The sequence below is a fragment of the Flavobacterium profundi genome (assembly GCF_006491645.1).
GTDB classification, from domain to species: domain Bacteria; phylum Bacteroidota; class Bacteroidia; order Flavobacteriales; family Flavobacteriaceae; genus Flavobacterium; species Flavobacterium profundi.
Map to the genome: position 1 here is coordinate 92274 of NZ_VDCZ01000012.1, position 12615 is coordinate 104888.

10 protein-coding genes and 2 tRNA genes are annotated in these 12615 nt (G+C 31.5%); 7 read left to right on the plus strand and 5 right to left on the minus strand.

Annotation, left to right across the window (positions count from 1 at the left end; translation table 11 throughout):
- Window positions 1-23: 23 nt before the first annotated feature.
- The 3 genes from rimO to FHG05_RS14860 form a co-directional block, all read right to left on the minus strand.
- Window positions 24-1337: a 30S ribosomal protein S12 methylthiotransferase RimO gene (gene rimO / locus FHG05_RS14850; RefSeq protein ID WP_140998892.1), complete on the minus strand. Its 1314-nt coding sequence runs from the start codon at window positions 1335-1337 to the stop codon at window positions 24-26.
- 237 nt (window positions 1338-1574) lie between these two features.
- On the minus strand, window positions 1575-3083 hold the full coding sequence (locus tag FHG05_RS14855; RefSeq protein ID WP_140998893.1) for an OmpP1/FadL family transporter: 1509 nt from the start codon (window positions 3081-3083) through the stop codon (window positions 1575-1577).
- 55 nt (window positions 3084-3138) lie between these two features.
- Complete coding sequence (locus tag FHG05_RS14860; RefSeq protein WP_140998894.1) at window positions 3139-4131, minus strand: hypothetical protein; 993 nt, start codon at window positions 4129-4131, stop codon at window positions 3139-3141.
- Between the two features lie 98 nt (window positions 4132-4229).
- Between FHG05_RS14860 and proS the strand changes: the two genes are divergently transcribed.
- The 7 genes from proS to FHG05_RS14895 all read left to right on the plus strand — a co-directional run bounded on the left by proS (window position 4230) and on the right by FHG05_RS14895 (window position 9990).
- Entirely contained in the window at window positions 4230-5708 is a 1479-nt protein-coding gene (proS, locus tag FHG05_RS14865; protein WP_140998895.1) for a proline--tRNA ligase, read from the plus strand.
- A gap of 79 nt (window positions 5709-5787) precedes the next feature.
- A tRNA-Glu gene (locus FHG05_RS14870) sits at window positions 5788-5859 on the plus strand.
- A gap of 16 nt (window positions 5860-5875) precedes the next feature.
- Window positions 5876-5947 (plus strand) — tRNA-Glu (locus FHG05_RS14875).
- 158 nt (window positions 5948-6105) lie between these two features.
- A complete protein-coding gene (gene rpsT / locus FHG05_RS14880) occupies window positions 6106-6357 on the plus strand; it encodes a 30S ribosomal protein S20 (protein WP_140998896.1) in 252 nt (83 codons plus the stop codon).
- A 152-nt stretch (window positions 6358-6509) separates the two neighbouring features.
- Window positions 6510-8306, plus strand: a complete 1797-nt coding sequence (typA, locus tag FHG05_RS14885) for a translational GTPase TypA (protein ID WP_140998897.1) — start codon at window positions 6510-6512, stop codon at window positions 8304-8306.
- Between the two features lie 13 nt (window positions 8307-8319).
- Window positions 8320-9507: a hypothetical protein gene (locus tag FHG05_RS14890; protein WP_140998898.1), complete on the plus strand. Its 1188-nt coding sequence runs from the start codon at window positions 8320-8322 to the stop codon at window positions 9505-9507.
- Window positions 9508-9558: 51 nt separating this feature from the next.
- Window positions 9559-9990 carry a hypothetical protein gene (locus FHG05_RS14895; RefSeq protein ID WP_140998899.1) on the plus strand — a complete coding sequence of 144 codons (432 nt, stop codon included), beginning with the start codon at window positions 9559-9561 and terminating at the stop codon, window positions 9988-9990.
- A gap of 57 nt (window positions 9991-10047) precedes the next feature.
- Here the strand turns inward: FHG05_RS14895 and FHG05_RS14900 are convergent, their stop codons facing one another.
- Both FHG05_RS14900 and FHG05_RS14905 read right to left on the minus strand, forming a co-directional pair.
- Window positions 10048-11874, minus strand: a complete 1827-nt coding sequence (locus tag FHG05_RS14900) for a chloride channel protein (protein ID WP_140998900.1) — start codon at window positions 11872-11874, stop codon at window positions 10048-10050.
- A 48-nt stretch (window positions 11875-11922) separates the two neighbouring features.
- Window positions 11923-12507: an acyl carrier protein phosphodiesterase gene (locus FHG05_RS14905; RefSeq protein WP_140998901.1), complete on the minus strand. Its 585-nt coding sequence runs from the start codon at window positions 12505-12507 to the stop codon at window positions 11923-11925.
- Window positions 12508-12615 lie beyond the last annotated feature (108 nt).

A 12615-nucleotide genomic window follows, 5' to 3' on the forward strand; every position in this document is an offset into this window, starting at 1 on the left:
AATTTTATATTTTGTACAAATTATTAATTGACGGGTTCTGCATACAAATCAAATTCTGTGGCATCCGTAATTTTTAATTGTACAAAATCGCCTGTTTTTAAATAGTGCTTTGAAGCTTCAACTAATACTTCATTATCAACATCTGGACTATCAAATTCGGTTCTACCAATGAAATATTCACCTTCTTTTCTATCAATAACACATTTGAAAACTTTACCAATTTTTTCTTGATTTAATTCCCAAGAAATTTGTGCTTGAATATCCATAATTTCCATAGCACGTTGTTGTTTTACCTCGTCTGGAACATCGTCAATTAGACTATAAGCATGTGTGTTTTCTTCATGAGAATAGGCAAAACAGCCTAAACGCTCAAATCGCATTTCGGTTACCCAATCTTTTAAAATTTGAAAATCTTCTTCCGTTTCACCAGGATAACCCACAATTAAGGTAGTACGAATTGCCATTTCTGGAACGGCTTTTCTAAAGTCTTTTAAAAGGTTGGTCGTTTTTTCGTAAGTAGTTCCTCTTCGCATTGATTTTAAAACACTATCCGAAATATGTTGTAGTGGAATATCAATATAATTACAAATTTTAGGCTCTTTCTTCATTAAATCTAAAACTTCCATTGGAAAACCTGTTGGGAAAGCATAATGCAAACGAATCCATTCGATACCTTCTACTTTTACTAAAGCTTCTAATAGTTCTGCTAAGTTTCTTTTTTTGTAAATATCTAAACCGTAATACGTTAGGTCCTGGGCAATTAAAATTAATTCCTTAACTCCATTTTTAGCTAATTTTTCCGCTTCAATAACTAATTTCTCAATTGGTGTAGAAATATGTTTTCCACGCATTAGAGGAATCGCACAAAAACTACAAGGGCGATCACAACCTTCTGATATCTTTAAATAAGCATAATTTTTTGGAGTAGTGGTTAAACGTTCTCCAATTAATTCATGTTTGTAATCAGCTCCTAATGCTTTCAATAAAAGGGGAAGTTCTGTAGTTCCAAAAAATTGGTCTACATTTGGAATTTCTTTTTCTAAATCAGGTCTATATCTTTCCGATAAACAGCCAGTAACAAATACTTTGTCTACTAAGCCTTGTTCTTTTTTGTCAGCATATTCTAAAATCGTATTTACAGATTCTTCTTTTGCATTGTCTATAAAACCACAAGTGTTAATTACAATGATATTGCCTTCGTCTTTTGTAGCTTCATGAGTCACTTCTTTGCCATTAGCTTTGAGTTGCCCCATTAAAACTTCACTATCATAGACGTTTTTTGAACATCCTAGTGTAATTACATTGATTTTATTTTTCTTTAACGATTTGGTTCTCATATACTTAAAATTCATCCAAAGATTTAGGGCGCAAAATTACATAAAATTATTCATTAGAAGCATTAGGCTTGTGAGTTTTTTAAAAGTTTGTTTTTTTTTGAAGCCAAAGTTTAAATCTTCTTTATCTTTTGTTTTGGTAGTTATATGTTTAAATCTGGTCATACCAGAAAAGAATTGGTGAATAAAAAAATCCTTCGGTTAAGAAGGATTTGAATAAATACTCACTGCTTTATAATTTTAAAAATTAATAGAGTAGGTAAGTGTAACGTTATTTTGTAAGGCTCTAACTCTAGCTGTGTCAGTCATACCTGAAGAAATGAATCTTTGATTGTAATTTCTATAACTGTAGGAATAGGCTAAATCTAGTTTGCTATCTCCAAAGTTATAACCTAAACCACCTGAATAGCCTGTTAAATCACCCATAGTATAATCTACTTTATACGGACTCTGTTCAAAACGATATCCAGCTCTTAAACTAAATTCTTTAATTCGATATTCACCACCCATTCTTATCTCATAAGCTTCTGTTAAATTTTCGCTTAAGCTTTGATTAATACCAGTATAATCACTAACGGGTTTGAATTGTGTGCTTGAATAATCTTTTCTAGAGACATCAACACTGAATAAACCTTTTTTATCAAAAATATAAGCACCACTTACTGTCCATTTGGATGGAGTAGTTAGTTTATAAGGTGCGTATTCAATAGTAATGTTAGGATTGGTTACTTTGCCTATAAAATCATTATCGTTTGGAGCTTCAGTTCTTTCAGTATATAAGTTTTGAGATAGTTGGTCAGTTAATCTATGCCAAGTAGGAGTTTCATAAGTTAAACCTATTCTAAAAGCTTCCGTAATTTTTGCAATAGCTCCAAAATTCATTGAAAATCCATTTCCAAATGTGTATTGTTCGTTATTAAACTCAATGTAGCTTACACTAGCACCTGTTGGATATAATCCATTATTTGTCTCAATTAATTGATAGGTATTAACATAGTCGGTAAAATGAAAATTCAAATTCATTCCAAAGTAAACCTTGTCTTGATAGGAGGTTGCAAAATTTGCTGTAAACTTACCATTGTATCCTGTAGCTTTAGAATACCTTGATTGTTGATAAGTGGTGTTATTAGGAACGTTACTATAGTAAATATTATTAGTTGAATCGTATTCAACAATGTAGGAATTGTATCCTAACCAAGCCTGTTGGTCAATAAAAGATAAAGATTCAAAAGGACTGTTAGCACTATCTACATTGAAAACACCTTCATTTCCTATTCCATTAGCAAAACGTAAAAAATATTGATCAATTGAGTTGGTGCTATTTCCAAAAAAATAATTTGTATTGTCAAAATTTTTCGAATTTTCATAATTTAGACCAATGGAAATCTTTCTCCAATTATTTGTTTCGTTATTATCGACAAATACAAAAACAGCTCCTAATTGATTCAAGTCTAGGGTGCTGTTATTCTGTGTTCGACTTGTTCCATAATAATTGGATTTATTGTTAGTATTGAAACTACTAGCTGTTACAGTTGCCATGTTATGATTGAAAATGGCAGTACCTGCAGGGTTTACATTAATAGAAGATAAATCTCCGCCTAAAGCACCAAATGCGCCACTCATAGCTCTAAATCGTGCTGTTCCTGTTAAGTCTTCAGTGGCATAACGTAAAGCGTCTTGAGTGGTTATTTCTTGACTAATTCCATTAATAAAAGTCAATACTAAGGGGATTATATAAAATTTTTTCATAGCAATTCTATTCTAAATATATAGATTTAATTTGTCTTTTTAAATTGGATTTAGATTAACCTCTTCCGCCTCTTCCTCCGCTTGAACGTCCACCGCCGCCGCCTGAAGATCTACCACCTCCATAAGAACCTCCTGAACTTCTTGAGGGAGAGTAACTGCCAGAAGAACGGGTAGATGAAGAACTTCTTGGTGTAGAATAATTAGTGTTTGATCTTGTAGAACTATTTCTAGGTGTAGAATAATTATTTCTTGTTCCAGAAGTTCTAGGAGAAGAATACGTGTTTCTAGTTCCTGATGAGGTTCTGGTATTAGTGTATGTGTTTCTATTATTTGAACTTCGGGTAGAATTGAAATTTCTAGTAGAAGTTGCTCTATTGCTATATCTGTTTCCATTAGCAACATAATAACTAGAACCTCCTCTTGTGCCAGCATTATAAGCTACATGTCTTCTACCGCCTCCATAATATCCGTAATAATTAGAGTAATAAGGACTATAGTATCCACCCCATCCTGGACCGTACCATGAATTCCATCCCCATCCCCAACTAGGACCATACCATGAATTCCAACCCCAAGAAGAGCCATAATAGGGATAACCCCATCCCCAGCTTGATCCATACCAATTATTCCATCCAATTCCCCAATATGGAGAATACCAATTGTTCCAACCCCAATTGTCATAATAATTCACCGTAACATTACTTGAGTTATTTCCCCAACCTGCATATTGTGAATTGGTTTCATAATTTCTATAAACCGTTACAACTGTATCGTTGTTTTCCGATGAATAATCTTCAACATCTGTGAAGTAGGTGTAATCATCTTGCATGTCTCTAAATTGTTCTGAATACTTATTGGATTTTTCAATATTTTGTTCAGAATATTTATTATCAACATTACCTTCGTATCTCTGATTGGACCCATAAACGCCATCATTATCGTAATAGGATGAGTTTTGGTAGGAACCACAAGAAACGAGTATTGCGCTTATTCCTCCCGCGAGAAAAAATAAGCGAAATTTTCTTAAAAATGGTAAATTAGTTTTCATAACGTTTTTTTTTATTGTTGGACATCACAAAAATAGTTAGTTTTGCGTTACATTTAGTTAAAATAAATATAAACAAAATTTATGCCAAAACCTAGATAATGAGCAAAAACTTAACAACAAGAGCAGAAGATTATTCAAAATGGTATAACGAATTAGTAGTTAAAGCTGATTTGGCCGAGAATTCAGGAGTTAGAGGATGTATGGTTATCAAGCCTTACGGATATGCAATTTGGGAAAAAATGCAAGGAGAATTAGACAGAATGTTTAAAGAAACAGGTCATACCAATGCATATTTCCCCCTTTTCGTTCCTAAAAGTATGTTTGAAGCAGAAGAAAAAAATGCGGAAGGCTTTGCGAAAGAATGTGCTATTGTAACTCATTATAGATTAACCAATGATCCAGAGAAAAAAGGGAAATTAATTGTTGATCCAGAGGCGAAACTAGAAGAAGAATTAATTGTTAGACCTACAAGTGAAGCAATTATTTGGAGTACATATAGAGGTTGGGTGCAATCTTATAGAGATTTACCATTATTAATCAATCAATGGGCAAATGTAGTGCGTTGGGAAATGAGAACTCGTTTGTTTTTAAGAACGGCTGAATTTTTATGGCAAGAAGGGCATACTGCTCATGCAACTCGAGTAGAAGCTATTGAAGAATCTGAAAGAATGATGCATGTATATGCAGATTTTGTTGAAAATTTTATGGCTATTCCTGTTGTAAAAGGACTTAAGACAGAATCAGAACGATTTGCAGGTGCAGATGAAACGTATTGTATTGAAGCTTTAATGCAAGATGGAAAAGCGTTGCAAGCAGGAACTTCTCACTTTTTAGGACAAAATTTTGCTAAAGCTTTTGATGTTAAATTTACTAGTAAAGAAGGTAAATTAGAACATGTATGGGGTACTTCATGGGGTGTTTCTACACGTTTAATGGGAGCTTTAGTGATGACTCATTCGGATGATAATGGTTTGGTTTTGCCTCCAAATTTAGCTCCTATTCAAGTCGTTATTGTTCCCATTTATAAAACGGATGAACAATTTGATGCTATTTTGGAAGAAGTAAATAAACTTGTAATTGCTTTACGAAAGCTAAATATTTCAGTTAAGTTTGATAATAGGGATACTCATAAACCAGGTTTTAAATTTGCGGAATGGGAATTAAAAGGAGTGCCAGTGCGTTTGGCTATTGGTCCAAAAGATTTAGAGAATGGAACTTATGAAGTGGCTAGAAGAGATACATTAAGTAAAGAAGTTGTAAGTAAAGAAGGAATTGAAGTTTATCTTCAAGATCTATTAGAAACAATTCAAAAGGATTTGTTTACAAGGGCAGTGGATTATAGGACAGCTCATACAACTGAAGTAAATTCATTTGAGGAATTTAAAGATGTTTTAGAAAACAAAGGAGGATTTGTTGCAGCGCACTGGGATGGAACAGCAGAAACGGAAGAAAAGATAAAAGATGCAACAAAAGCAACGATTCGTTGTATTCCATTAGATAGGGTTGATGAAGTCGGAAAGTGTGTATTTACGGGGCTTCCATCCAAAGGAAGAGTGCTGTTTGCTAAGGCATATTAAAAAAAAATAAAAATTTTTCGAAAGTTACTTGCAGGAATAAAAAAAAGTTGTAGTTTTGCATCCGCATTCGAGAAATAATGGTCCGTTCGTCTAGGGGTTAGGACGCCAGGTTTTCATCCTGGTAACACGGGTTCGATTCCCGTACGGACTACAAATTTAAGCTCAATGGCCCGTTCGTCTATCGGTTAGGACGCCAGGTTTTCATCCTGGTAAGAGGGGTTCGATTCCCCTACGGGCTACAAATTAGTTGTGAAATAGTTTTATGAAATAAAACTTTAGTGTCTCAAAGTCTTATTTTATTAGTTAAAACCAAAGTGATTATTAAATATAATTGTGGGAGGTTTTTCTTTTTTAACTAGTAGTTTATAATAATTATTACAATTAAAAAAAGTACAAAATGGCAAATCATAAATCTGCTTTAAAGAGAATTAGAAGTAACGAGAAAAAAAGAGTGTTAAACAGATACCAACACAAAACAACTCGTAATGCAATCAAAGCTATTCGTTTAGCAACTGATAAAGCCGATGCTTCTGCTAAATTATCTTCAGTAATTTCAATGATTGACAAATTAGCTAAGAAAAATATTATTCATAATAATAAAGCTTCTAATTTAAAATCAAAATTAACGAAGCACGTAGCATCATTATAATTTAGATATTATAATTTTTGAAAATAATAAAAGCTCTCCTATCGAGAGCTTTTTTTTATATTATATTTATGTTATTTGTAATTTACTTATTTCATATGTAGTGTTTTATCCAAAAAAATACCTTAATTTTGCACCTTCAAAAAAATAGTTAAATGACGTCTATTAGAAACATCGCAATTATTGCACACGTTGACCACGGTAAAACAACTTTGGTTGACAAAATTATGTATCACTGTCAATTATTTCGTGAAAACGAAAACACAGGTGATTTAATCCTTGATAATAATGATTTAGAGCGTGAGAGAGGGATTACAATTACATCTAAAAATGTATCTGTAATTTATAAAGGAACCAAAATTAATATTATTGATACACCAGGTCACGCCGATTTTGGTGGAGAAGTGGAACGTGTACTTAATATGGCTGACGGTGTTTGCTTATTGGTAGATGCATTTGAAGGGCCTATGCCTCAAACACGATTTGTATTACAAAAAGCAATCAGCTTAGGTTTAAAACCATGTGTAGTAATCAATAAAGTTGATAAAGAAAACTGTACTCCTGAAGAAGTTCATGAAAAAGTTTTTGACTTAATGTTTGAATTAGGAGCTGAAGAGTGGCAATTAGATTTTCCTACAGTTTACGGTTCTGCTAAAAACAACTGGATGTCAGATGATTGGAAAAATCAAACTCAAAATATTGAACCATTATTAGATATGGTTTTAGCGAATGTGCCTGCACCTAAAGTTTCTGAAGGAACGCCTCAAATGTTGATTACTTCTTTAGATTTCTCAAGTTTTACTGGACGTATTGCTATTGGACGTTTGCAAAGAGGTGTTTTAAAAGAAGGGATGAACATTTCTTTGGTAAAAAGAGATGGGAAAATTATAAAGTCTAAAATTAAAGAATTACATACTTTTGAAGGTTTAGGACGTAAAAAAGTTACAGAAGTTGTTGCTGGTGATATCTGTGCTTTAGTTGGTTTAGAGGGATTTGAAATTGGTGATACTGTTGCTGATTTTGAAAATCCAGAAGCTTTGGAAACCATTGCAATAGATGAACCAACGATGAGTATGTTGTTCACGATTAACGATTCGCCATTCTTTGGTAAAGAAGGAAAATTCGTTACGTCTCGTCACATTAAAGATCGTTTAACTAAAGAATTAGAGAAAAATTTGGCATTACGTGTACAAGAAACTGATAGTGCTGATAAATTCTTGGTTTTTGGTCGTGGTGTACTTCACTTATCGGTTTTAATTGAAACCATGAGAAGAGAAGGATATGAGTTACAAATTGGGCAACCTCAAGTAATTATTAAAGAAATTGATGGTGTAAAATGTGAACCAATTGAAGAATTAACTATCGATTTACCAGAAAATTTATCAGGTAGAGCTGTAGAATTTGTGACCATTCGTAAGGGAGAAATGTTAAGTATGGAACCAAAAGGAGAGCGAATGATTATTAAATTTAACATTCCTTCTCGGGGAATTATTGGATTACGTAATCAATTGTTAACGGCAACTGCAGGTGAAGCTATTATGGCACACCGATTTATTGAATACCAACCCTACAAAGGTGAAATTCCAGGACGTTTAAGTGGTTCTTTAATTTCAATGGAAAATGGTAAAGCAATTCCTTATTCAATTGATAAGTTGCAGGAACGTGGTAAATTCTTTGTGGATCCTAATGAAGATATCTACGAAGGTCAGGTAATTGGTGAAAACTCTCGTGGTGATGATATGGTGGTAAACGTTACAAAGACTAAAAAATTAACGAACGTACGTTCTTCTGGAGCTGATGATAAAGCGAGAATTATTCCTGCTATTAAATTCTCTTTGGAAGAAGCATTAGAATACATACAAAAAGATGAGTATGTAGAGGTTACTCCAAAATCGTTACGTTTGCGTAAGATTTATTTAAATGAGAACGACAGAAAACGTTTTAAAATGTAATTGAAATTTATTTATGAAAAATACAATTTTTGTAACTTTAATAACTTTAATAAGTTTTTTAGGATTCAGTCAGAAAATAAAAATTAAAAAATCTGAAATTAAAATTAACGAAACCACCATTGGTAAAGTTACTCCTGTAAAAAAAGGAGAAAAATATGATTATCAGGATGTAAATGGGAATCATTTGTTTTTTGGAAGTTATTTTACAAAATCATTAAGTGGTTCAGAAGATAAAGTTAATTACATTGAAATTAAAATTAATGAAAATGATGAACCCGCTTCTTTTAATGCTGAATCAGATATAAATGATTTGAGTTTAGCTTCTTTTTCTTTCGATAATTCTAGAGAAATTGTACAACAATTATTCAAGAAAGGCTTTGTGAGTGAAGAAGGAGGTTTCGATATGGATAAAATTACTGCATTTGCATCTTCTAAAGGACAAGCAGATTTAACTCAGTCTTCAACAGTAGAAAGAAAACCTACAGACATTGGCACAAATTCAAAAAGTGACGGTACGGGTTTAAGTGCTGCATTAATTGAAAATTTTATAAACGAAAAAGGGGTTTTCACAATTGATGGAGTTGAATATAATGGCTGGGTAAGTATTATATTTAATCCTTTATCAATGAAAGATGAAGAAAAATTAGAAAATGCTGATTCTAGATTAGTTAATTATATTAAAAATATAAAAGAAGAAGAATTTGGAAGAAGAGCCATTCTTCATTATACAAAAACTAATTCTAGTGGAGAGAAGCAAGAAGAACTTGTTAGTATAAAATCTAAAACAGGTTTTAAAATTGCTATTACAAAAGAAGATGGTCAAAACTATGTGTTTACTAGTTATGAATTTGAAGATAATAACCTAATCGGTGAAGGGCTTAGTGTTTTAAAAATGGCTACTAAAAAAGTTGATGATTCAGCTTTAAGTACAAAAAATGCAGAACCTGTAGTGTTTTTTAATATAATTTCTACTATTGGTGATATTTTAATTTTGCAAGATCCTGTTACAAATACTTTAGCGGTTAAAATTCCAGCTAATAAAAAAGCTATGTCAATTAACGACATGTTTGTAGGAACGTATCAACCAAAAAATTTAAAACGTTACTTAGATTGTAAATCTTTAAATAATGAGATTGATACTTTAAAATCAATTTCAGATTTAGAAGCCTTACTGAAAAAATATCAATCTGAATGTAAATAATCACAAAACTGCCTTGAAAAAGGCAGTTTTTTTATATTATAATTTATAACTATGAAAGTAAAATTAAAATATGGTGTAGATCAATTGTTGTTTGGAATGAAGCAAAAAGATGTGGAAGCCATATACGGTAAACCAAACAAACAGTATATTGATGAAGAAGATAATATTGTGTATATGTATAATGCCTATAAAATGCGTTTGACTTTTTATGATGAAGAAGAATTACGTTTGGGATATATTACTTCTACCAATGAAAATTTAGAGTTATTTGACACTAAAATAATTGGTAAATCTTGGAATGAAATACATCAATTATTGCAAAATAACAAGTTGAAGGATTTTGAAACTGAAATTGTAGATGGAACTGAAAATTATTTCTTTGAAGACTCTTGGCTTTTTGTAAATGTGGATTATAATCAGGTTTTTAAAATAGAAATTGGTGCGGTTTTCACCAATCAAGATGAATTTGATTGGAAATTCTAATGAAATATATTTAAAAGTATAAAAGCCCTATTAAAGGGCTTTTTTTATGGTTTAAAATTATTCGATTACCATTTCTTTTAATTGACTTCGATATTTTTCTAAAATCATGGTTTTGTTAACGAAGCCAATAAAAATACTACCCTTAAAAACAGGTAAAATAGTCGTATCGGTTCTTTCAAATTTATCTAAGACACATTCAATACTTTCATTATGCATTATAATTTCTTTTGGAGCCTGCATAATTTCATGAGTGGAAGTATATTTGACTTTAAAAGCTGAAAAAATTAAGGTTCTTATTTTGGTATCATCTAAATTAATCAAACCTAATAACTCTTTCTTTTCATTAAGTACTGGAAAAATAGTTTCGTCAGAATATTTAATCACTTCCACTAAATTTTCAAGAGAATTTGATTCTGAAATTGCCTTATAATTGGTTAAGATGAAATTAGAAATGTGTAAAGAGGTCAATATGTTTTTGTCTTTATCATTGGTAAAAACTTCTCCCTTATCAGCTAAATGCTTAATGTCGAAAGAATAGGGTTCAAATCGTTTTGAAATTGCAAAACTTACCGAAGAAACAATCATTAATGGTACCATTAAATTATAACCGCTCGTAATCTCTGCAATTAAGAAAATTGCCGTTAATGGAGCATGGAACAAACCACTTAATACTCCTGCCATTCCTACAAGTGTAAAATTACTTACCGATAAATGTTTAGTAATTCCTAACAAATTTGATAATTGAGCGATACAAAAACCTAAATAGGAACCTACAAATAGAGAAGGTGCAAAATTACCACCATTTCCACCAGATCCTAATGTTAAACCTGTTGCATATACTTTAATCATCATAGTAATACCTACGAAAAATAACAATATCCAGCTATTGGATTTATAATCACTTAACAAGGTGTTTTCTAATATTTTACTCGGATTTGCATTTGCTAATGTTTTAATACTTTCATATCCTTCACCAAATAAAGACGGGAAAAGGAAAATTAACCCTGCTAAAAGAGCAGCACCATACAAAGCTCTGCGATATTGACCCATTTTTAAATTAGAAAAATGATGTTCTACTTTTCTAAAAATTCTAGAATAATAAATCGACATAAACCCAGATAAAAGGCCTAAAATAATGTACTGAGGAATGTTATGGTAATCAAAGGCTTCTCCTTGTTTAAAAACCAAAAGAATGTCTTCATTTAAAATAATTGTCGATACAAGTGCACCGGTAGCTGCACTAATCATAATAGGGATGAATGCAGTAATACTAATTTCAGCTAGTACCACTTCAATAGCAAACAGTACGCCAGCAATTGGTGCATTAAAGGCAGCTGCAATACCAGAAGCTACACCACAAGCTAATAGTAAAGAACGATCTTTATAGGTTAATCTATAATTTTGGGCATAATTACTTCCAAAAGCTGCTCCAGTTATGGTAATGGGCGATTCTAATCCTGCGCTTCCTCCTAAACCAACAGTAAACGAGCTGGTTAAAATTTGTGAATACATTTGCTTAATAGGCATGATGCTTCCTTTTTTGGCAACTGCATACATAATATGAGAGGTACCTTTTTGTATCGAACCGTCTAGTAATTTTTTTACGATAATAACAGTAACCAGTATCCCAATAATTGGTAATATACTATTACTGTAAGGTAAGTGAAGGAGATTGTTAAGATATTGAGCAAAATTATATACTAAATGGGCAAAGGCTTTTAATATGATTACAGCTAATGCAGATGAAATACCAACCAAAACACATGAAAAATAAATAAATTGTCTTGGGGTTAATAGCGATTTTAGAATAAAAACGAATCGTTCTAATTTTTTGAAGCTTTTGCCTAAGAATTGAATAATTGATTTTTTTTTCTGTGCTGACATTAGAAAATTTAAAATTTATGCGAAGTTAGGGTATAAATGAAAAATACACTAATCATTCTTGATTTTTTCTACTGCCATTTTCTGGATATCTTCAAAAAAAAGAGTAAATTCTTCTTCAAATTCTTTGTAATGCAGCTGTAATTCTTCCGTAGCATATTGCATTTTTGAAGTAAATTTAGTTCGATAATCCATTTGATATAAAATTTTAGCTAAACCCTCTATAGTAGCATAACTTAATAACCAATTTTCTCTTACCATGGAAGGAAACATTTTTTGAATTCGTAAGGTAAGAATATCAAAATTTTGTTCTAATAATTGGTAAAAATTGAAAACATATTTTTCTAAAGGTATATTGTTATAATTTGACCAATTTTTAGCTAAAAAATGATCGTAAAAGATATCCATAATTACTCCAGAATAATGACCATAACGATCATGTAAACGATGCTTGCTTTTTCGAAATACTGGATGTAAATCTGTAAAAGAATCTATAGATCGATGTAATAATATTCCTTTTCGTATATATTCAGGATAATTATTATAGTGATCACCTTTGATACTATCGGCCATAAAATTTCCAATTTTAATGAAATCATTGTCTCCTGAAAGGTATATATGGGCTAAAAAATTCATGGGCGTAATATGGGATAGTATTTATTATTCGTAAATATAGTAAAATTACTTAAGTTTTTTTTTCATAGTGAACTCTCTTATCTTTGTGCATCTAATATTAAAATTTCG